We start from the raw sequence: 22,252 nt of genomic DNA on the forward strand, positions 1-22,252 counted from the left end.
AGGTATTGGAATATAATGGTATAATTGTAAGTAGTGAACATAGAGAGTTGATAACCGTGTGATAATAGAAAAGAACATGGTATGTATTGGAGGGGTAATATTGTCAAAGTTTTTAAAAGAAAATAAGAACCTTGTGATTAGAAGAGCACGTACTGAAGATGCAGTAGAATTAAATGGATTTTATAGACACATAATTTTAGAAACTGATCATTTTGGTTATGAAGTCGACGAGTTTCATATTACTGACGAACAACAAGAACATACGATAAATATGTATAATCAAGCAGATAATGCAATTTTACTGGTAGCAACTTTAGATGATAAAATTGTAGGAAACTTATCTTTTAGAGCAGGTTCTTCTAAGAAGTTTCAGCATGTTGGTGAATTTGGTGTACAAGTTTTAAAAGATTATTGGAACTTAGGAATTGGGAAAGAACTTGTTAAATATTTGATAAATTGGGCAAGAGAAAATGAAACTATTTATAAAATAAGCTTAAGGGTAAGAGCCGATAATAAAAGTGCAATACATTTATATAAAACATTAGGCTTTATGGAAGAAGGTATTTTAAAAGGAGAAATGAAGTGTAATGGAATCATGTATGATTTAATATATATGGGGATTGTGGTAGATTAAGCGTGTACTTAAACTTCCATGCGTTACTTTAAATATATGTATAGATTGTACTTGTAAATCTCTCTCATTTTCTTTGGAATTATATTTGTATTTTTTACTGGAAAGAAGCTTTAAGTTAATTTGTTCTGAATTAATATTTAGAAGAAACTATTGAATGGTTTTGTCATACAGTGGAATAACAATAGAAGCAATTAAATATTTAAAACACCGCACTTTTCAAATTTGAATTTTGCGGTGTCTTGTTTTATATTGTCATTCCTGGAGCTTTTGACTTTCATATAAATTACTAGATATTATAAGTAATTAGGAAATTGAAATTCTTTGTGTTATTTTTCTGATATAGGCAATTTGATTATAAAAACAGTAATATTTAAGGTGTTCAAACTTTTTAGTATGGATATTTACTTGTTGTGTCACTGATGGAATGATAATGTTCTTCAGAGATATACGTTATTCCAGAAATATAATGAATATGTCCTCCGTGAACTTGATAAGCTGGGCTTGTTTCAATGACGTAGTAGTGCCTATGTCCATCTTCATAAGCCGTGTATCCAGCTATATGATGTATATGAGGTGCTCCAGTTGGAGCTGGTGAAGTTTCTCCCTTATAATCATGGCTATGGCCGTCATTGATAGATGTCATTCCTGAGTAAAAATGGGTATGATACATTTTTATACTCCTTAAACAAAGATTATATCTATAGTATATAAAGTGTATTATTTAAATGTTACTTCAATCATTTTTAAATTGAACAGTCAAGAGAATAACTTAGTATTTGGAAATAAATTAATAACTAAAAAATCATATTATTGATGCACCACTTCGTAATAAAACTTATTATTTTTAAAGTCACTCACTAGAAGCCGTGAGAGTTTTAAAAATAGATTTCAGATCGAAGTGGTGCATATTTATTAAAGCTAATTGAAATAGAGTAGAAAAAGGTTTACACTTATATCAGATACTTTTATAAGTATCTGATATAAGTGTGATGGAGATGATTTTATGGGAAGTATTTCAGGGAAACCAACTACAATGAAAGAAATTAATATAGGGCTAATTAAGAAAGCTCTTAAAAAAATAGGAGTAGCAACAAGAGCCGAGTTATCAGAAAACACTGGAATAAGTCAAACTACGGTGAGATCATTATTAGAGGAATTGCTGGATAGTAATGAAGTAATTAGGCTTGGATTAGATAAATCCAGTGGAGGAAGAAGAGCTGAAAGATACGCCTTAAACTTGAATGAAAGTTTAGTATTATCCTTTTATATAAGAGATAAACATATTGATTACGTTGTATCAAATACCTCTCGTGAGATTATTAAAGATGAATGCATAGATATAGAAAGTACTGATTACCTTTTTGAAATTGAAAAAATTATTGATAATATTATAAAAAGTGGTATGGCTATTAAGGCAATTGGAATTGCTGTGCCTGGAGTAGTAGATATAGATAAGCGAAAGTATTTTTATGGGAAGAAGCTATCAGGCTGGGAAGAAAGTAATATTGGAGAATATATTGAGGATAAATATAATATTCCTGTAGTACTTGAAAATGACTTGAATGCAATTGCATACGGGTACGGAGTTCAGCTTATCGACAAACTTCATGTAGATGATTTAGACATCTTAAATATGATATATATACATTTTACAAATGCAGGGGTAGGATCTGGGATTATTGTAAATGGTGAACTTGTGTATGGTGGTAATAATTTTGCTGGTGAATTAGGATTTATTCCTATAGGTAATGATGGACAATATCTACAATCATTAATTGAAAGTAACCCAGAAGAAATTAAATATGTAGATGCCATTTCTCGATTAATTGCAACTATAAACTGTGTTATAAACCCAGATATAGTAGTTATAGGAGGAGAAGACTTTAGGAAGGATCTTACTGATTCAATAATAGAAAATAGTAAAAAGTATATTGCCAATAATATCATTCCAGAAATTTTCTTAGCAGAAAATAGTAGAAGGGACTGTATTGTTGGTATAGTTGAACTTACAATAAAGCTTATGTATTCAGGTATTAGACTGATTGATAATGGAAGAAATAATAGATAGAAAATGATTTTAAGAGGAGAATATTATGCTTACTATTAAAAGTGAAAATGTAGTATATAAAATGTCAGATAAAAGTGAGCCAGTAGCTTATTGTGAATCAGGGGATATGGTTGAGTTTCAAACACTGGATTGTTTTAATAATGAACTACTACCTGAAGAAGCAAAATATGGCGAAGACAACAAATCTTTGGGTAATCCAGCAACGGGTCCACTATATATAAATGGGGCAATGCCAGGAGATACTTTGAAGGTTGAAATTATAGATATTTTAGTTGGAGCTTTAGGAGTAAATGTAATTGGGCCTTTTAGTGAAGGTTTAAAACATAAGCTTACTAAATATGAAACTAGGAGAATTCCTGTTGAAAATGACATAGCAAAGTTTAATGACAGTTTATCTATGCCTATTGATCCGATGATAGGAGTGATTGGAGTTGCACCATCAGGAGAAGAAATATCAACAATCATACCTGGAGTTCATGGCGGTAATATGGATTGTAGACAAATTAAAAAAGGTGCTGTTTTATATTTACCTGTATTTGCAGAAGGAGCTCTTCTTGCAATAGGAGATCTGCATGCACTTATGGGAGATGGTGAAATTGGAGGATGCGGTCTTGAAATCGAAGGAACAGTAATTGTTAGAGTTAGTGTGCTCTCTGATAAAAAAAGTATAGCACCATCAGTACATGTTGATGGAAAGTGGATTACAATTGCTTCTTGTAAAACCTTAGATGAGGCTGCCGAGGAAGCGACTGAAATGATGTTGAGGTTTTTAGTAAACGAAGCAGGTATGAACTCCTATGATGCCGGTGTACTTTTAAGTCTTTGCGGCAATCTAGTGGTTTGTCAGATGGTTAATCCAAATAAAACTATGAGAATGGAATTACCTCTTAGTGTATTAGCTGATTTAGGGTATGTTTTTTATTAAATATACTGACCAGAATAGGACTAAACTATAGTATGGATTGCAGTTTACCTTAAGAATATTTCTAGAATATTAATTATGCAAAGTGAGTTGTTTAAGATGGAATTTGAAAAAAGTTTTCATGCAGATTTAATTTATCATTTGTTTGCGCACATGAATCTAATAGACAATGCATCCAATCTATTTGATAAAGAGTATATTGAACATATTAAATATCTTAAGTTTAGGATGAACAAGGAACATTACTTAGAAGAAGAATTATATGATCTAACTGATAAATATTTAAACAGGTTTGAAAGATTATCAATGCTTAACTTTATCCCATATGATTACTGATAGACTTATTGGAGATGATATTTCAATGAAAGACAAAACTCATGCTTTTTCTGAAGCTTTAGTAATATTAACAGACTTTTATTTATTTAGAAAGTACAATGAAAGCTTATTTATAGATTATTGTAAAGAATTCAGTATTGATGATTGTTCTGAAAAGACAGCTAGAGAAAAATACTACATTACTGATGAGTTATCTAATAAAATGGACAAATTATTACTTTCTTTATAATTATGAAAGAGAAAAATCAAATTTAAATGTCTCAGCATTCAGAAATGAAGCTGGGATATTTTTTTTATTTAGATAGAAAGTAAGAAAAGTATTGAGTTTACTAATAAAGTACATAATAGAAATTTATGGTATAATATTATGAGTAAGTTACTTTTGCTAGTTTTTATATTGTTTCACCTAACTCATGGCTACGAAGTAAAAAATCAATTTTGGAGTTTTCCATAAATGATATTATATAAATCTTGCAACATGCTAATAAATAGGAAAATGTGGGAGGAGAAAAGTTATGTACAACGAGTTAATAAAATTTGGACCAATCACAATTTATGGATATGGGTTGATGATTGGAATTGGAATTTTAGCTGCTTACATTGTAACTGATTTTAGAGCTAAGAAAAATAATATAGATAGAGAACCGATATTTAATATAGCTATTTGGGGTGTGATAGGAGGAATACTTGGAGCAAAACTCTTGTATTACATCACAATAATAAGTCAAATTATATCTAACCCGAAGCTCCTTCTTAATATAACTGATGGATTTGTAGTTTATGGAGGTATAATTGGAGGAATCTTATCAGCATTTATATACTGCAGAAAAGCTAAGATAAATTTCTTGAAATATTTCGATTTAATTATACCATCTGTAGCATTAGCTCAAGGCTTTGGAAGAATTGGTTGCTTTTTAGCTGGATGTTGCTATGGTGAAGAAACTACAAGCAATATTAATGTAATATTCAAGCACTCTAATTTTGCTCCAAACAATGTTAGGTTAATTCCTACGCAACTAATCTCAAGTGGATTAGACTTTCTAAATTTTGTTGTACTAATTTTTATTGCTAAATACAAAAAGGCGGACGGTGTAGTGGCAGGATGTTATTTGGTTTTTTATAGTGCGGGAAGGTTTATTCTTGAATTCTATAGGGGAGATTTAGTGCGTGGGAGTGTTGGAAGTTTATCTACCTCTCAGTTCATTTCTATATTTATGTTCATTATTGGATTGGGCATTGTATTTGCGAAATCAAATAGAAAAATAGATGAAGTAGAGAACTAATAGAAACTCAGACTTTACTTTATCTAAAGTGGAGGAAATAAGATGGGGTATGAAAGTTTTGAATTTAAAAAAGATGTTACAATAAAGCTAAAGTATCTTGTCTATTTGCCACAAAGCTATGATAAAAATAAAAAGTGGCCATTAATTCTATCCTTACATGGATCAGGTGAACGAGGAGATAACTTAGATAAGGTAAAAAAGTGGGGGATACACAAGATACTAAGAGAAAACAATGATTTACCATTTATAGTGGTATCTCCACAATGTCCAAGTGGAGAAATATGGGAAATGCAGTTTAATGCTTTGAAAGATATATTAGTTGATGTAGAAAAAGACTATAACATTGATAAAGAAAGAATATATTTGACTGGGTATAGTTTAGGTGGTTATGGCACATGGAATTTTACAATTCTTAATCCAGAAAAGTTTGCTGCTATAGTACCTATAAGCGGAGGTGCAATATCCCCACAAAAGGCACTTAGGTTAAAGAATATTCCTATATGGGTTGCACATGGAGATAACGATAATATAGTAGATTTTGAGGAATCAAGAAGGATTGTAGAATATCTAAAAAAGCATAATTCTAACGTTGTATTTAAAGTTTATAAAGGGTTAGGACATGAAGTTTGTACAACAGCATATGAAAATCCAGAACTTTTCAACTGGCTTTTAAAGCAAAGAAAGATAAAGGTTTAGCGAATTGAAGTATGTAATTTAGTTTTAGGTAGCTTAATTAACCAAGACTTAAGTTCGAGAAAATTATATTTATAATATGGAGTTATAGTGATGATTAAAATTGATGAACTAGCTGTTGAGAAATCATTTAATATATTTAAACAAATAAATAGAAATAAAACCGCTTCAACCGAATTGATTAAAGAATATTATGAAACTCCTGGAATTATTTTTCTAAAAAAACACCTTAGAAACTATGGTGGCTTAGAATTTACTGAAGAATTGCTTTCACATCTTTTAAAAGAAATCAACTTAAATAAAGAGATAATACCTGAAAACAATATATTCTTGAAAAGTATGAAATTTGGATTGAAGTATGTAGATATTGTTTCAAAGAATATTAGTAACATAGATTTTAATGAGGCTATAGAAAAAGCTATCAATTTAGCTAGTATGTATTTACCAAAAAAGATAAGTGAAGATTGTACAATTTATCTTTTATACGGAGTTAGAGGAACTGGAATAACCTTAGGAAATGAAATGGCTATAGATATTTGTGATGAGTATTTAAGCAGAGATGGTTATATTAATGTTGAAAGATTAATTAACTTGATAGCCCACGAACTCCATCATATAGAAGTAAACAAGCTTCTAAACAAAAGAAAGGAAAAGGAGAACAACGTAAAAAAACAAATTCTGTTTGATTTTATTGGAGAATTAATGTCTGAAGGAGTAGCTTATTACTATTTACCAAGTCCATATAATAAGGACGGAATTCTAAGTACAAATTGGAATAATAATATAAGAAATATTGATAATATCTTATTTGAGGTAAGCAATTATGTTGAGAAAATTCTGGATGGACAAATAGCAAAGTTGAATGATATAGGACAGCTATTTAATGATGGCTTAAAGGGATATACAGCAGGATTTACTATGGTCAAGCTTATTGATCAAACCTTGGGAAAAGAGAAAGTCTTAAGTTGCCTAGAAGATTGCTTTATGTTCATAGAAGCATACAACCAATCTTTGGAAGAGGTAAATTATAAATATCCAAAGATTATATTAAAATAGCTTTTTTAATTAATGTAGATAAGAAAGTAAATTATACTTTGGAGGTAAAATGAAAAATCAATTAGAAAAACTTATAAGAGAGTTTATAAAAAAGTATCAAGAGGATAATGATATTGAAAGTGGATGGAAAGAACCACTAATTTCCTATGCAGACGCATCAGATAAAAGGTTTTATAAGCTTAAGGAAATAGTAAGTCCAAGCCATGCTATGCCACAAGACTTTTTACCAGGAGCAAAAACTGTAGTATCGTATTTCATTCCTTTTGAAGATTTCATTGTTGAGAGTAATATAGAAGGAAGAATTAGTTCTAAGATTTGGGCAAGAGCATATATAGAGACAAATAAATTAATTTTTGATTTAAACTCATACATTAAAAATGAACTAGAAAAACTGGGTTACAAATCAAATATAATACCAGCAACTCACAATTTTGATACCACAAAGTTAATAAGTGATTGGTCACATAGGCATGTAGCTTATATATCTGGTCTTGGAACTTTTGGCTTAAACAATATGCTGATTACTGAAAAAGGTTGTTGCGGAAGAGTAGGGAGTTTTGTAACTGATTTAGAGTTAGAGCCGTCTAATATAAAAGAAGGAGAAAATTGTTTATATAAACGTAATAATGTATGTAAGAAATGTGTGGCTAGATGTGTGAATGCTGCTTTAAAGGTTGAATCATTTAATAGGCACAAGTGCTATGAAATGTGTTTAAGCAATGCTGAAGTTCATTCTGAAATTGAACTTTCTGATGTTTGTGGTAAGTGCTTAGTTAACCTACCTTGCTCTACAACAAATCCAGTAAAACTTATTGATAAATAGTAAAAAAATTGAACTGAATATAATCATAGAATATATTATTACATAAACAATAATCACATTTTTGAACCATAGTAAGTTAGAAATGGAGAAGGATTTAATGAAAAGAAAGGTGATTTTAATATCCTTTATAACTATATTTATTCTTATAGTAGCTTTTTGTATAGTAAACTTTCGTGGCACTTCAAGAGATATAAATCAAGCGGTAAATAGACCAGGATCAGTACCGGTAAACATAATTTACGAACAAAAAGTTAGTAAAGGAAGTATAGTCTTCTGTATTACAAAGGATGGAAAAGGATTAATTACTTCTGTTGTAAAAAAGAATATCTTCGGATATAAAGTTGTTTATTGGAATGCTCAAGGAGATATCAAGCGTACGACAGATAAAGTTGGTTTGACTGATTCATATTTTCCTAGCATAAATAAACTAATATCTCCAATGTGTTTTGGAATAATAGGAAATCCAGAGATAAAAAAAGTTAAAATCATTGAAAAGCAAAGAAATATCGAAGCAGAAGCAAAAATTATTGATGCAAACAGCTATAGAATATGGTTTATTAATATGGACAAATTTCAAGGTTCACGATTTGATATTATTGGACTGACAGCTGATGATAAAGAAATAACCAATAGACATGAAAATATATATCCATGGACTGTGGAACAAAAGCCTTTAAAGCTGTAATATAAAAGAGTCTTTGCGAAAATGTGGAATTATGTTGTTTGAAAATCAGGAATTTATACTATTATGGCTTAAGTTTTAAACAATGAAAAGTTTACTAGAAATATTTTAAGAAAAGAAAGGTGTGAGCTTTGTGAGATTTTTAAACTCATCACATAGCTTGCAAGTACATGATATATGAAATTTGACTTAATATCAATCGATATGTTTCAAACATTGGTGAACATACAAGCACGAAAGTTTTTTATTTGGAGAAGAATCTTAAAAGAACAGTTCAATGAAGAATTGGCACTTGAATGTGCAAAATCAGTGAGTAAAAATGTCATTACTGGATTTCATAAAAGTGCATCAATTAATGGTGAGTTTGTAAATTTAAAAAATATGTTTAAGCCCTTCTTTAGATCTGTATTTGAAGAAATGAACATTTGCTTTGATGAAGAAGAGGCAGTGAAAATATTTATGGATGAGCATACCAATTCTGAACCTTATGATGATGTTGAAAGGTTTTTTTCCTTAATAGCAGATTCTATACCTATATGTTTAGTTACAGATGCAGATTATGAGATGGTAATGCCTATATTAGAAAAATATAAGTTTGATGAAGTATTCATATCTGAAAAAGTAATGTCCTATAAAAATGAACCCAATAGTAAAATTTTTAAAGAAGTACTTAAACATTACTCAGTTGACCCAAGTAGAGTTCTTCATATAGGGGACTCGTCCTCAGACATTATTGGGGCAAATAGAGTAGGTATTAAAAGCTGCTGGATTAATAGAGATGATTTAAAATGGGACTACAGCATACAGCCTGACTATATTATAAAATCATTAAATGAAGTTATTGATATCTTATAAAATTTATGATAAGTATGGATGATTACTTAAATTAGATAATTTATATTTTCAAATCTGACGCTCAGAAGCCAGTGGCATTTTGAAGATAGCTTTGAATTAAGATGATACATGGAGGATAAAATGATATATCGTAGAGCAAATATCAGTGAAATAAAGCAACTAAGTGAGTTGAGAAAGAAGCAATTAGTGGACGAAGGAATAGAACCTACTATAGATATTGATGAAGAATTAAGCATTTTTTTCCATAATAAATTTAATGATGGTTCTTTAATTCAATGGGTAGTGGAAGATAATAATGAAATCATTGCTACTGCGGCAGTAGTATTTTATGATTTTCCACCTACATATACAAACAAGAGCGGTAAAAAAGGCTATGTTACAAATGTATATACTAAAGATAATTATCGAGGAGGAGGAATCGCAACTACTTTACTAAATAAATTAGTAGAAGAGGCTAAAATGGCTGGAGTGGCGAAATTGTGGTTAGGTGCTTCAAAGTTAGGTAGACCAGTGTACAAAAGATTTGGCTTTAAGGAAAATGATTCGTGGTTAGAATTAAACTTATAGTACTTAAGTTTCTTTAAAATATCATAATTAATTATGAATTTTTAGATTTATTTATAGATATACCAGTTCCAAATGAAATGTATTTATCAAGTAAAATACCATTAATAGTTAAATAGCTTATTAATATGTTTTATTACGAAGTGGTACATCCATATGGATAGAAAATAATGAAGCAGGTAGTTCAAAATTGAGCTACCTGCTTATTAAATACCATTTTGTAATTGAATTTGTAGATGTTATTAACCATGATTATATTGTATACGTTCTGCACCTAAAAACAGAGGTGTTTCATTTTTAATCATTATATCAATATTATTATTCAATACAGTAGGTAACAGACGAATTTTACATAAATGGTCTATTTCAATCCATTCACTGCATATCTGCATATCATCGACTTCTGTTGGAGTTTTTACAATATCATTAGCTAATTCACATAGAAAGATGTGATACATCTTATGAATATATTCTGGATATAATTCTCTTGTTAAAGGATTCTCACAGATCTCTTCACATAATGCTGTAAATCTTTTTGGGATAACAGAATAGCCAGTCTCCTCAAGACATTCTCTTATTACTGCTTCATGTAGTGTCTCATAAGTATGTTGCCCACCACCAGGTAAGGAGTAATATTCACCATTATACTCATCAAAACATTTGTTCAATAACACTTTGTCTTTATTAACAATGATTGCTTTAGCAGTACTTCTAATACTCATCTTTAAACTCCTCTGCATTATAGATGTACCACTTTGAACCAAAATCTATTTTTAAAACTCTCACGGTTTCTGGTGACAGAATTTAAAAATAATAAGCTTTATTACGAAGTGGTACATCCATATCATAATAAAATACAATTTCTTAATTACATATTATACTATTATTGTAGGTGTTTACAATGTTAATACCTTATAATCTGGCTATGTTTAAGAGCATTGTTGATATTAAGGATGGTTAATCACTTGATTTTAAAAAGGTGCTTTACCCGTGACTATAATTTATTATAAATTATTTGACTCTCCCCTTACTGGAAGGTTTATTATCTACTTATATTTATGACTAAAATACATGAGTTAAAAAAATAATAAGTAGAGAATGTTCTACATTTCTAGGTTATGTTTATGAAAATATTAAAGTCTAGCCACAAATATTTCTAAAAAATCAAAAAGTCTTACTGGTAATTAGAATGGCTGGTAATCATTATTTAAAACATATTACTTGAAAATGATAGTATTCCTAAAGTGAGGTTTGTATATGAATAATACAGAAATTGAACAAGAAAAAAGCAACGAAATAATTTCTTCACATAAAAGTCTTAGGTATAAAGGAATTAATTATGATGTAGGTACTTTTACTAGGGGCAAGAGTGGTCCGTCATCTAGAGATATATTTAATCCGGCTCAGGTTAAGAAAGAAATGAGAATTATAAAGAATGATTTGCATTGTAATTCAATAAGAATTTCAGGGATGGATATTGAAAGACTTACTTTAGCTTCAGAATATGCCTTAATGGAAGGTTTAGAAGTGTGGTTTTCTCCAGCTAATGTTGATGCAGATGAAAATGAGACTATTGACTATTTTATTGAATGTGCTAAAGCAGCAGAAAAATTAAGGAATGAATATAATAATATAGTCTTTGTGACTGGTTGTGAGCTTACCTTCTTTATGAAGGGACTTGTTCTTGGAGAAACTGCGTTTGATCGCATAAACACTTTCATGAAGCCATGGACTTTACTAAAAAGTACAATATTAAAGGGTCCTTTCAATAAAAGATTGAACAATTTTTTACATATAGCTGTAAAAACTATAAGAGATAATTTTCATGGAGAAATTACCTATGCTTCAGGACCTTGGGAAGATGTAAACTGGAGTATATTTGATAATATAGGAATTGATTATTACAGGGATGCCATGAATAAGAACAGATACAGAGAAAATTTGAAAAAGTACTTTAAGCACAATAAGCCTGTTATAATAACTGAATTTGGTTGCTGTACATATAGAGGAGCAGAAGATAAAGGAAGTTATGGTTGGGCAATTGTAGATACTACAAAAACACCAAAACAGTTAAAAGGTGAATTTATTAGAGATGAAAATGTTCAAGTAAGGTATATTACTGAGTCTCTAGATATATTTACTGATGAGAAAATAGATGGAGCTTTTGTATTTACTTTTATTAACCAGAGCTATCCTTATAATGAAAATCCATTGTATGATTTAGATATGGCTGCTTATGGAATCGTTAAAAGTTATATTGATCAAATGGAAAAGTTCTACGAAGGCATGCCATGGGAGCCTAAAGCGTCTTTCAAAGCTTTAGCTGAGTATTATAAAACCATTTAAAGTATGGAATATACTTTAAATAGTTAATTTAGAACTAGTCTGATTTTTGTTTATTTAATTGTAAGAATATATAGATTAAATTTGTATAGAAAATACAATAACAAAACTATATATGTGAAAGGATTGTTGAAGAAATGTTGACAATAGGAGAGTTTTCTAAACTATGCAAGGTTTCTCCAAAAGCTCTTAGATATTATGATAGCATTGATTTGCTTAAACCTGCATTTTTAAATAAAGATAATGATTATAGGTACTATACTATAGAACAATTGGACCAAGTATTACTAATAAACAAGCTTAAGGAATATCAATTTCCTTTGGTTGAAATTTTAAATATTCTTAAAAAGAATAATGATGAATATCTGATGGAATGTATAAGTCAAAAACAAAAAGAGATTGAGTTTCAGATAGAACGGCAAAAGTGTTTATTGAAGCAAATGAACAATGATATTGAAGTAATTAGAAATGGAGGAAAACTTATTTCGATAAACGAAGACATTGACATAAAGTTAGTTGATACAGAGTCAATGAGGATTGTGAGTGTAAGAAGAGCCATAAAGGAATCTGAAACAGGACAATTATTTAATGATTTAATTCCAATTATAGACCAATTCAAACTTAAGGTTTATGGAAGTCCAATAACTATATATCATGATAAAGAGTATGATGAAAGCCGAGTAGTAGATATGGAAATTGGAGTGCCAGTATGGAATGGAGATAACAAATATACTAGAATATTGGAAGGAAGTCTATGTATTTACACAAGATATGTAGGCAACTATAAGGAGTTAGTCAATGCTATTAAGGCTCTATATGTATGGAAAGAGAATAAAGGGTACGAAATCATAATGCAACCATATCAAAAATATATAAAAGGAATTGGGGATACAGATAACCCTGACGAGTATATAACTGAAATATATATCCCAGTTGTGAAGAGATAGCATTTGGATAAGTGATACATCTTATTAGAATTCAAATAAAAAGATAACTTAAGAAATCAAAGAAACTAGAATATATTTGAATAAATATGTTATAATTGTAAATATTAAGACGCTTATTTGATGAAGTAAATGATCTGTTACTTATTCAATAAAGCAAATTAATTTTAATGTGAGGTGTTATCATGAATTATAATATAATGAACAAAGAATTACTCAAAATTCTCTGTGCAAAGTCTGTTAGTATGACTTTTAGCGACATTTTGCACAGAGATAAATTGAAGTCGCTTTTATAAAATAAAATCATGCATATACAGGCTTTGTTTCCTTAATTTAAAACTAAATTTAAGGAGCTGAGCGATATGAAATATGTAAGAGTTGATAGTGTTTTGCCAGAGGATTTAATTAAGGAGATTCAAAAATATATCCAAGGTGAATATATATACATCCCATCCTGCCCTGAAAGCAGAAAAAAGTGGGGGGAGAAATCTAATAATAGAAATTATTTAAAAAACAGAAATGCTGACATATGCAGAAGGTATATGGCTGGTCAGACTATAAGTAGTTTGGCGGAAGAGTTTTATCTTTCTGATAGCAGTATTAAAAAAATTATATATAAAAAAGAACGATAGTTTTAAGCTACTACTCACATAATGGGGAGTAGCTTTTTTACTGTATATTAAATAGAATGATCTAAACATAGGGATCTCAAAGGTTTTGTAAGTTTTTTATAAAGAATGATATAGAAAAAACTATTCTCTTTTATTCTCATTGGAAGAAATATTAAAATTTATACATAGTTATAAGTATTTGGAGGTTAGAATTTAAAGTTGAAATATTAAATGAAGCTGATGAGAGGTGTAAGAATGAATGAAGTAACAATTAATAAACTAAAACAGAAGAATAAAGAGTTGATAGATATAGTAATACAAAAGGTTCGCAATGAATATGAAAATGATATTGATTTGATTGGTATCTGTGGATCCTTTTTTACTGGTGATTTTCATGAAAAATCAGATTTGGATCTTTTAGTGGTTCTAAATAATGATAGGGGCTGGGGATTTTCGAAGTGTTTCATATTAGATGATATAGGATATGATTTCTATGGATCCACATGGGCAAAACTCGAGGATATGGCAAAGTTTGATAATACCTTTGTATCTCACGCTATAGATGTTGATATAGTTTATTCGAGGAATAATGAATGTGTAGAAAGATTTATGAGATTAAGGGAAAAGGCATTAAATATTATAAACGGTCCAATGAATTCAGATTTGCTAAAAAAAACAAAGAAACATCTAGATAACGCAATACTTTCATATGGGCAAATGATGCTAGAAGATGAAATTGGCATTGTGAGAAAGTTATCTGGAGATGTAATAAATAATTTGACTAATACTGTGTGCTATCTCAATCATAATTATTTTAAACTTGGTGTTAAGCATCAGCTAGAAGAGCTAATAGCAATGGAAAGGGTACCTAGGGATTTTGAAAAATATTTCAATAATGTAATATTTGCAAAATCAGTAGAAGAAATTAAACAAGCTACAGAAATACTTATTAAGGCAGTTAGGGAGTTATATGATGACATAGAAGCAGAAACCATTGATATGACAGTGCCTACAAAAGATAGTCTTAAAGGAACATATGAAGAGATTTGGTCAAACTGGAGGAACAAAATACAATATGCATTAAAGCATAATGATATATTTTTGGCATTCTCCTCTGGTGTTAGCTGTCATAATTTTTATAATGAAATGCATATTAGTAGAGGAACAGCCTTAATTAATCTGATGAAAGATTTTCAGGCTGAAAATTTAGAGGAATTCTCAAATACATTCTCTGAAGCTATGGAAATTTATAGACATGAGTATGACAAATTAGGCATGCAGGTGGTTATATATGATTCAATTGATGAATTCAAAGTAGATTATCTTGGAGATTACAATCTTTAGCTATATTAGTGAAAGTATAGTATACTGTAAAAGGTGGACTAAAAGGGTGGAACTTTAGGTAAGTAACAACCAGATATTGTTTCATATAAACTACTTCAATATATATGAGATTTTGTTATCACATGATAGAGAAATAGTGGGAATTAAAATGGAGGAGTAATATTGAACAATGCAAATATTGAGATAATAGAATACAGCGAAATATACGCAGAAGACACAGTTAACATATGGAGGAAGAGTAAAGAAAGAGCAATAGGTCAAAAAGAAATACATTCATTCGAAAATCATTTGAATTTCTTAAACAATATATTGAATATAGATAATGATGTATATATAGCAATTGATATTAATACAAACAGAGTGATAGGCATATTAGCCTTTAACGAAAATGAAATAAATCAATTATATATCCATATTGGTTATCAAGGAAAAGGACTAGGTAAAAAGTTTGTTGATATTGCGAAAAACAAATCCAAAGGCAGATTAACTTTGTTCACCTTTGAAGTCAATAAGAAAGCACAAAAGTTCTATGAAAATAATGGATTCAAAATAATAGAAAAAGGAAATGACAATGAAGAAAATCTAAATGACATAAAATATGAGTGGATTCGTAGTACTTAAATTAATATATAGATTTTTATATTCTCTCGGTTATTTAGCTGAGAGAAATTTTTTTGCAAAAAAATCTTGCACCTCACCCTACGTTAGGTTGTATAGTTTGTTTAACAGCTATTATAACCTTACGTAAGGGTAAAAAATAGTGAGAGTTTTAAAACTATTGAAATGGCTGAATAAGTTGAGAAAGGATTTATTTAGAGATGACAGAACATATCGTAAAGACATTAGCATATAACAAACAGGTTAGAATTTTATTTATGGACAATACTAATATGATAAAAGAAGTCTGTAACGATAGAATTACTAGTAAGCTGTTAAAAACTGTACTTGGAAAGACTTTGACAATTACAGCTTTAATATCAGGAATTTTAAAAGGCAATCAGAGAATAAGTATAAAAGTTAATGCAAGTAATAGAAACTATAAAATTTTTGCTGATTGTGATTCTTTTGGAAATGTTCGTGGCTTTATTAATGATCAATTATTAAACGCAAATTTACATAATATTGAAGACATGCCTATTGAAGAATTGATAGGAGATAAAGGATGTATTCAAGTACTTAAGGATTTAGGAATGAATAGCATATTTACTGGTATAACTGATATGCCTTATGGAAATATTGTTGATGATTTTTCCTACTATTTTAATCAAAGTGAGCAAACTGATACATTTTTCTCAGTAAATTTATTATATAATGAAAATGACGAAATTATTTTATCTAGAGGCATAATGGTACAGCTTCTTCCTGGGGCTTCAGAAGGAATTATTGATGACATAAAAGAAATTATAAAGAAAAATCAATCTATTATATTAGAGAAAAATGAGAACTTTAATAAAATTCCTTCTTTGATATTTGATGATGTTGAAGTTATGGAAACTAACGAAGTTAAGTTCTTTTGTGGATGCTGTAAGGAAATGTTTTATCCAATGCTACATTCGTTAGATAAAAAAGAAATTATAGATGCAGTTAACCAAAATAAGTGTATGGAGATAGTATGCAATGTTTGTGGGAAGAAACATAGTTTTAACTCTGATGAGTTAAAGACTCTGATTTAATATAGATTAACTACTTCATATTTAAATCTATCAAAATAAAGATTCGTAGATTCATCGAATCTTTATTTTGAGTGTAAGGATTGAAGTAGTTTATCTGATAAAGCGGAATAGATATTCCAGTTCTATTTTATAAAACTAGCTGATATTTCTGTTAATAATTGATGACAATTTAATTATAGATTTAGATTTTATATGGAACTGGTAAATCTATATTTTAAGGTTCACAATTTAAAGTGCAAAAGAAAGAGAAGTGATAACGGTGCAGGATAAAAATTGGAAGGTAGGGGAACTATCTAAACTTACTGGCCTTACTATTAGAACTCTTCATCATTATGATGAAATTGGACTGCTTTGCCCTAGCTTTCGTACTGATGCAGGACATCGTCTTTATTCAGAAGGAGATATAATTAAGCTTCAGCAGATTATGTCCCTTAAACAATTAGAGTTTTCTTTGGACGAAATTAAAGAATTTATTGAAAATCCAAAGTATAATCCAATTGATGTCATAGAGATGCAACTTAAAAAATTAGATGAAGAGATAAGTCTTAAAAAAAACTAAGAAATGAACTTAATGAATTATTAGGGGTATTTAACTCTTGGAAGATACCTTCATTAGAACAATTTATAAATTCAATACAATTAATTAGAAACCAAAAGAAGTATTTTACTAAAGAACAACAGCTTAAGCTTAGGAAGCAATATGATAAGCTAAATAATAATAATACTAACGAGCTTTTAAATAATTGGACTAATATTATATCTTCATTTCAAGTTGAAATGAAGAATGGTACACCAATTGATGATTTAAAGGTAATTAAACTTGCAAAGCAGTGGCAAGAGGGAATTAAGTTTTTCACTGGAGGAGACACCGAAATCATACACTCAGCAGAGCGCTATTATATGGATAATCCACAAGCAGCAAAAGGAAATGGAATGAGCGGTGAACTTTATGAGTATATTAAAAAGGCATTAGCAAATATTGAGAAATAAGAAGACTTTACCAAAATAAATATGTATACTCACATCTTTTAGAGGGGAAAATGAGTAAGAAAAATAAAAAAGAGGTGAGATTATATGAAAAAGATTGGTGTAGAACAAGGTTTATCTATGATTGCTGACTATCTAAGTGGTCAAGGATTTTCAGTAGAAGTTTTAGGCGGAGATTTTAAGAGCAATGTTTCTAAGTGTGATAGCTACGATGCAATTGTTACATCAGACTATAACACAGATATGATGGGATTTAGTGATACTTCAACAAGTGTTCCAGTTATTAATGCAAGTGGATTGACACCAGAAGAAGTAAAGAACGCAATTCAGCAAAGAACAACTAAATAATAATTAATAAGTGATTTCTTTAAAGAAACGCTAATTAGGGCTCACCTATTCATAGTAATCCAAGAGTTTCAAAGCTGAGGATTGTCTTTGAAGAGATGAGTCTATTTTTATTCTACACAGATGTAGTATTCAAATTGAACAGATTTTATATAATTTCTAGATACTTACAAGTTAGCTTTAATTTTATACTCTGGATGACTTTTTATTATAAAATAACAAAAAGTGTAAAAACGCTGAGTATGGTGTATAATTAAATTACATTTTGATCAACAAAAGGAGGACATTTTTCTTGGATATAAAGAGACATATGTCAGTATACAAAGGACTACCTAAGGATATATATGTACTTTTCATTTCAACGGTAATAAATAAAATGGGGAGCTTCATAGTGCCACTAATGACCTTGATTTTAACTCAAAAGATAGGATTCTCAAAGTATGAAGCTGGACTTTTTACAACAATAGCAATATTATCGCAAGCTCCATTTTTAGTAGTTGGCGGTAGTTTAGTTGATAGATTTGGTAGCAAGAGAATAATCGTAATATTTCAATCTTTAGGGTCGTTACTTTACTTAACTTGTGGATTTATGAAACCCACAGTTGCAGTTGCTGTGCTTATAGTAATAGCTTCGAACCTGTATGCACTGGCAACACCAGCATTTAATGCTATGGTACCATCCATTACCCCAAAAGCATTAATGAAAAATGCTTATTCATTGATGTACCTAGGTTCAAATTTAGGTTTGGCTATAGGCCCTATGATAGGAGGTATCCTGTTTAGTAATAACTACTTGAACCTCCTGTTTATATTAGATGCAGCTACTACAATAGTATCTACAATGATGGTTTTCTTCTTTGTTAGAGGAAAGACTGAGCTTAATGTAGCATTGTCTAAAAATGAAACTATAGATACAAAATGTGATAGTAATGGTTCTATCTTTTCATTCATTCGCAAGAACCCAGTAATAGTTATATTTTCATTAATTATGGTAGTATATTATTTTTGCTATGTTCAATGGAATTTCTTGCTCCCTTTACAAACTGTAGAAGTATTTGGTAAAGCTGGAGTAGGTGTTTTTTCTTCATTGTTTAGTATTAATGCAATTACAGTAATAGTTCTTACACCAATTTTAACATCTGTAACAACAAAGACCTATCCATTGAAAAGCATGTTTGTGGGTGGTGTCTTGTACTTTATAGCATTTGGAATGTTTGCTATTAATAGATTTATAGGGATTTTCGTTGCAGCCATAATTATAATGACTGTTGGGGAGATTTTAATCACCATAAATTCTAATAATTATATAGCACAGCGTACACCAAAACAGTATCTTGGTAGAGTAAACTCATTGTTTTTTCTTTTCATGGGCGCTGGTTTTGCCACAGGACCGCTGGTAATGGGAAGTGTAATTACTTTTGTTGATTTTCAGTATGCTTGGATTATTGTATCAGCTTTAATGCTATTCGGTGCGATATCAATGTACCTGCTCAAATTTATAGAAAAAAAGGCAGATAAAAAAAGTTTAGAGAATGATTATGATGAATATAATGAAATAGCGAGTAATGATTAAAAATTCAGCATTGAGGAGTGTTTTATGAGATTAAATATATTACATACTAATGATATTCATAGCAATTTTGAGAACTTTTCAAAGATATCAACAAAGATTAAAGAACTTAAAGATGAAAATACAATAGTACTTGATGCTGGAGATTTCGCTGATTTTAAGCGAATGGAATTGCAAGGAACAAACGGACTTGCTGCTTTAGAGCTATTAGAAAGTGCAGGTTATGATGCAATAGCTGTAGGGAATAATGAAACCTTTAACGGTGTGGAAACTCTAATAAATATGGCTTCTAACTCTAAAATTCCTTTTTTAAGCAGCAATCTATTTGATCTAGAATTAAATTCTATACAAGGTGTAAGAAGAAGTTTCATATTAAATAAAAATGGACTTAGAATATTATTAATTGGAACATCTCCAGATATAGGGCCATTTAATGAATTAGGTGGATATAAACTTAAAAATCATGTTGAAGTAATAAAAGAAGAAATAGCTATTAATGATGGTAAGTATGATTTATGTGTAGTGCTTTCACACCTAGGAATGAAGAAAGATAAAGAAATTGCAGAAAAAGTTGATATGGTTGATGTTATAATAGGAGGCCATTTTCACATATTGATGGAGAGACCTGAAGTTGTGAATGGTACCATTATATTTACGTCCGGATGTTATGGGGAAAACTTAGGTGTATTAAAACTAGAAGTAAATAATACTAAAGTCGATATGATTGAAGGTAGAAATATCAATATTAGTGATTGCAAAGAATGTGATGATATTATTAAAGTTCTAAAGATAAATAAGGAAAAGGCAATAGACAAATTAAGTGAGCCTCTTTATGAACTTGATCGTGACCTTTGGCATGATGTAGTTGAGGAAAACCCAATTACTAATTTACTAGCTGATGCTTTAGTGGATGTACTAAAGTGTGACATAGGTCTCATAAACAGTGGAGTAATAAATGGAGGGATAAGAAAAGGAAAGGTCACACTTAAGAAACTTCTAGAAATATGTCCGTCACCATTAAATCCAACGTATTTTGAGATAGAAGGAAAGTATCTGCGGGAAGCTTTACAAAACTCTTTAGATACGGACTATTGTTATGCAAATGGTATGGGGCCAGGTTTTAGGGGGAAATATGTAGGAAGACTGCATGTATCTAATGCTATTATAGAACACAACTGTAGAAATATAATTAATATATTTATTAATGGAGAAAAACTTGATGATGATAAGCTATATACCGTTGCTTCATGTGATTATCTTCAAAGAGGTACAGGCTATAGCTCGTTAAGCAATAATAGAAATGAAAAGTATAATCATGGATATTTAAGAGAAACCTTAAGGGAATATATAGAGAAAAAAGAGTTTGTTGAAAGAGCTTTTGTAGATAGATGGATTTTGGCATAGATAAAAATAAGTGAGTATATCGAACATTACAGATGTAATTAAGATTTAAATCTCCATTACATTTATAGTATTAACTAAAGTATATATTAAAGTCAAAAAGGGATTTGCAGATGCAGTTTTATTAGCATCTACAAATCCCTTGTAAATTAATTAGATTTCACTGTAGTTCCGCTCTTAGTAATGTTATATTGAAGTACCTCTCCACTTTGGAAATGAAGCTTTAAGGTAATAATACCATCAGTACATGCACTAAAGAAGTTACTTGTCAAAGTTACAATATTATTATTGTAGTCTGCATTATATGCATCACTAAAAGGAGGAATAAAATAAGCTATCTCAATCATTATTGGATGAGATAGCTTATTTAGATATGTAATTTTAGCGTTTTCATGAATTTATGTTGTTTGGTATTAGTGTGATTATATCATACATAAAGCATATGATGACTAACCGCTTAATTTTACCACATAGTCCTTTTTACTTTTGAATTGATTGCGTTTGTATATCTATATCTGTAATCTTAAAAGTTTTATCACCATTAACATTATGTGCAAGAGTTAATTTTACTTTATCAATTTTATTAATATCATTTTCAGTATAGTTTACAATTATAGTTTGATTACTACCATAATAAGTTTTAGAACTATCTTTTGGGGTAACGAAGATTCATATTTCAGATTTATCAATATGATAGCTTATAAGTTTTTCTATATAAGGCTTCATGGAATTCTTAAAATTATCAGTTCTATCTCCAAAGGCAGTTCCATTTTCAAAACCGGAATATGTACTCAATTTATCAAAAGATTGTTCCAATGTAGTAGGTGTACAGTTATATAAAGTTTGAATGAAGCCAGCAATAATAGGATTAAGCATTTGTTGAACTTTGTTATTGTCAGCTAATTCTTGAACTTCTTTTTCTGATAATGCTTGTACACTAGAATTTGTAGATATATTATTAGAACTATTGGATTTATTAGTTTGAAGTTGTTTTGTGTTATTAAAGTCAACTTTCTTTGATGTTTCAGTTTTATTGTTGCAACCAAGAAGTACTACTGTACTAGACATCACAACTAAAAGCAGACAAGCAAATCTTTTTATAATAACCATCCCCTTAA

The 22,252-nt window shown here is 29.7% G+C and carries 27 protein-coding genes; 23 read left to right on the plus strand and 4 right to left on the minus strand.

Annotated elements, in window-relative coordinates; all coding sequences use genetic code 11:
- The first annotated feature begins 100 nt into the window (after positions 1-100).
- Positions 101-634 (plus strand): GNAT family N-acetyltransferase, encoded by a 534-nt coding sequence (locus OCU55_RS21560; protein WP_261854354.1) that lies wholly within the window; start codon positions 101-103, stop codon positions 632-634.
- 388 nt (positions 635-1,022) lie between these two features.
- Here OCU55_RS21560 and OCU55_RS21565 read toward each other — a convergent pair whose 3' ends face one another.
- Entirely contained in the window at positions 1,023-1,304 is a 282-nt protein-coding gene (locus OCU55_RS21565) for a YmaF family protein (protein WP_261854355.1), read from the minus strand.
- Positions 1,305-1,637: 333 nt separating this feature from the next.
- On the opposite strand from OCU55_RS21565, the gene OCU55_RS21570 reads away from it, so the two are divergent.
- The 11 genes from OCU55_RS21570 to OCU55_RS21620 all read left to right on the plus strand — a co-directional run bounded on the left by OCU55_RS21570 (position 1,638) and on the right by OCU55_RS21620 (position 9,919).
- Positions 1,638-2,702 (plus strand): ROK family protein, encoded by a 1,065-nt coding sequence (locus OCU55_RS21570; RefSeq protein ID WP_261854356.1) that lies wholly within the window; start codon positions 1,638-1,640, stop codon positions 2,700-2,702.
- 25 nt (positions 2,703-2,727) lie between these two features.
- Entirely contained in the window at positions 2,728-3,627 is a 900-nt protein-coding gene (locus OCU55_RS21575; RefSeq protein WP_261854357.1) for an acetamidase/formamidase family protein, read from the plus strand.
- Positions 3,628-3,723: 96 nt separating this feature from the next.
- Entirely contained in the window at positions 3,724-3,960 is a 237-nt protein-coding gene (locus tag OCU55_RS21580) for a hypothetical protein (protein ID WP_261854358.1), read from the plus strand.
- Positions 3,961-3,985: 25 nt separating this feature from the next.
- Positions 3,986-4,189, plus strand: coding sequence for a hypothetical protein (locus tag OCU55_RS21585; RefSeq protein ID WP_261854359.1), 204 nt, complete (start codon positions 3,986-3,988; stop codon positions 4,187-4,189).
- 286 nt (positions 4,190-4,475) lie between these two features.
- The gene (locus tag OCU55_RS21590; RefSeq protein ID WP_261854360.1) at positions 4,476-5,243 is read left to right on the plus strand and encodes a prolipoprotein diacylglyceryl transferase; all 768 of its coding nucleotides are present in this window, start codon (positions 4,476-4,478) and stop codon (positions 5,241-5,243) included.
- A 42-nt stretch (positions 5,244-5,285) separates the two neighbouring features.
- Positions 5,286-5,939 (plus strand): carboxylesterase family protein, encoded by a 654-nt coding sequence (locus tag OCU55_RS21595; RefSeq protein ID WP_261854361.1) that lies wholly within the window; start codon positions 5,286-5,288, stop codon positions 5,937-5,939.
- Positions 5,940-6,029: 90 nt separating this feature from the next.
- Entirely contained in the window at positions 6,030-6,992 is a 963-nt protein-coding gene (locus OCU55_RS21600) for a DUF5700 domain-containing putative Zn-dependent protease (protein ID WP_261854362.1), read from the plus strand.
- A gap of 49 nt (positions 6,993-7,041) precedes the next feature.
- Positions 7,042-7,815, plus strand: a complete 774-nt coding sequence (locus OCU55_RS21605) for an epoxyqueuosine reductase (protein WP_261854363.1) — start codon at positions 7,042-7,044, stop codon at positions 7,813-7,815.
- 97 nt (positions 7,816-7,912) lie between these two features.
- Positions 7,913-8,500, plus strand: coding sequence for a hypothetical protein (locus OCU55_RS21610; protein WP_261854364.1), 588 nt, complete (start codon positions 7,913-7,915; stop codon positions 8,498-8,500).
- A gap of 174 nt (positions 8,501-8,674) precedes the next feature.
- Positions 8,675-9,352, plus strand: a complete 678-nt coding sequence (locus OCU55_RS21615) for an HAD family hydrolase (RefSeq protein WP_261854365.1) — start codon at positions 8,675-8,677, stop codon at positions 9,350-9,352.
- Positions 9,353-9,472: 120 nt separating this feature from the next.
- Entirely contained in the window at positions 9,473-9,919 is a 447-nt protein-coding gene (locus OCU55_RS21620) for a GNAT family N-acetyltransferase (protein ID WP_261854366.1), read from the plus strand.
- A 239-nt stretch (positions 9,920-10,158) separates the two neighbouring features.
- Here the strand turns inward: OCU55_RS21620 and OCU55_RS21625 are convergent, their stop codons facing one another.
- Complete coding sequence (locus OCU55_RS21625; RefSeq protein ID WP_261854367.1) at positions 10,159-10,638, minus strand: NUDIX domain-containing protein; 480 nt, start codon at positions 10,636-10,638, stop codon at positions 10,159-10,161.
- A 535-nt stretch (positions 10,639-11,173) separates the two neighbouring features.
- Between OCU55_RS21625 and OCU55_RS21630 the strand changes: the two genes are divergently transcribed.
- The 11 genes from OCU55_RS21630 to OCU55_RS21685 all read left to right on the plus strand — a co-directional run bounded on the left by OCU55_RS21630 (position 11,174) and on the right by OCU55_RS21685 (position 21,137).
- Positions 11,174-12,262: a glycoside hydrolase family 113 protein gene (locus OCU55_RS21630; RefSeq protein ID WP_261854368.1), complete on the plus strand. Its 1,089-nt coding sequence runs from the start codon at positions 11,174-11,176 to the stop codon at positions 12,260-12,262.
- A 134-nt stretch (positions 12,263-12,396) separates the two neighbouring features.
- Complete coding sequence (locus OCU55_RS23945; protein WP_280923813.1) at positions 12,397-13,206, plus strand: MerR family transcriptional regulator; 810 nt, start codon at positions 12,397-12,399, stop codon at positions 13,204-13,206.
- Between the two features lie 359 nt (positions 13,207-13,565).
- Complete coding sequence (locus tag OCU55_RS21645; protein ID WP_261854369.1) at positions 13,566-13,835, plus strand: CD3324 family protein; 270 nt, start codon at positions 13,566-13,568, stop codon at positions 13,833-13,835.
- A 234-nt stretch (positions 13,836-14,069) separates the two neighbouring features.
- On the plus strand, positions 14,070-15,158 hold the full coding sequence (locus tag OCU55_RS21650; protein WP_261854370.1) for a nucleotidyltransferase domain-containing protein: 1,089 nt from the start codon (positions 14,070-14,072) through the stop codon (positions 15,156-15,158).
- A gap of 162 nt (positions 15,159-15,320) precedes the next feature.
- On the plus strand, positions 15,321-15,779 hold the full coding sequence (locus OCU55_RS21655) for a GNAT family N-acetyltransferase (RefSeq protein WP_261854371.1): 459 nt from the start codon (positions 15,321-15,323) through the stop codon (positions 15,777-15,779).
- 197 nt (positions 15,780-15,976) lie between these two features.
- The gene (locus OCU55_RS21660) at positions 15,977-16,831 is read left to right on the plus strand and encodes an Hsp33 family molecular chaperone HslO (protein WP_261854372.1); all 855 of its coding nucleotides are present in this window, start codon (positions 15,977-15,979) and stop codon (positions 16,829-16,831) included.
- Between the two features lie 259 nt (positions 16,832-17,090).
- Positions 17,091-17,390 carry a MerR family transcriptional regulator gene (locus OCU55_RS21665; RefSeq protein ID WP_261854373.1) on the plus strand — a complete coding sequence of 100 codons (300 nt, stop codon included), beginning with the start codon at positions 17,091-17,093 and terminating at the stop codon, positions 17,388-17,390.
- An 83-nt stretch (positions 17,391-17,473) separates the two neighbouring features.
- Complete coding sequence (locus OCU55_RS21670) at positions 17,474-17,821, plus strand: TipAS antibiotic-recognition domain-containing protein (protein WP_261854395.1); 348 nt, start codon at positions 17,474-17,476, stop codon at positions 17,819-17,821.
- 84 nt (positions 17,822-17,905) lie between these two features.
- Positions 17,906-18,166 carry a YkuS family protein gene (locus OCU55_RS21675; protein ID WP_261854374.1) on the plus strand — a complete coding sequence of 87 codons (261 nt, stop codon included), beginning with the start codon at positions 17,906-17,908 and terminating at the stop codon, positions 18,164-18,166.
- A gap of 289 nt (positions 18,167-18,455) precedes the next feature.
- Entirely contained in the window at positions 18,456-19,736 is a 1,281-nt protein-coding gene (locus tag OCU55_RS21680) for an MFS transporter (protein WP_261854375.1), read from the plus strand.
- Positions 19,737-19,760: 24 nt separating this feature from the next.
- On the plus strand, positions 19,761-21,137 hold the full coding sequence (locus OCU55_RS21685; RefSeq protein ID WP_261854376.1) for a bifunctional metallophosphatase/5'-nucleotidase: 1,377 nt from the start codon (positions 19,761-19,763) through the stop codon (positions 21,135-21,137).
- 146 nt (positions 21,138-21,283) lie between these two features.
- Here OCU55_RS21685 and OCU55_RS21690 read toward each other — a convergent pair whose 3' ends face one another.
- Positions 21,284-21,481, minus strand: coding sequence for a hypothetical protein (locus tag OCU55_RS21690; protein WP_261854377.1), 198 nt, complete (start codon positions 21,479-21,481; stop codon positions 21,284-21,286).
- Between the two features lie 322 nt (positions 21,482-21,803).
- Entirely contained in the window at positions 21,804-22,244 is a 441-nt protein-coding gene (locus OCU55_RS21695; protein WP_261854378.1) for a hypothetical protein, read from the minus strand.
- Positions 22,245-22,252 lie beyond the last annotated feature (8 nt).

The organism is Clostridium folliculivorans (assembly GCF_024341905.1).
In the GTDB taxonomy this organism is placed as follows: domain Bacteria; phylum Bacillota; class Clostridia; order Clostridiales; family Clostridiaceae; genus Clostridium_AR; species Clostridium_AR folliculivorans.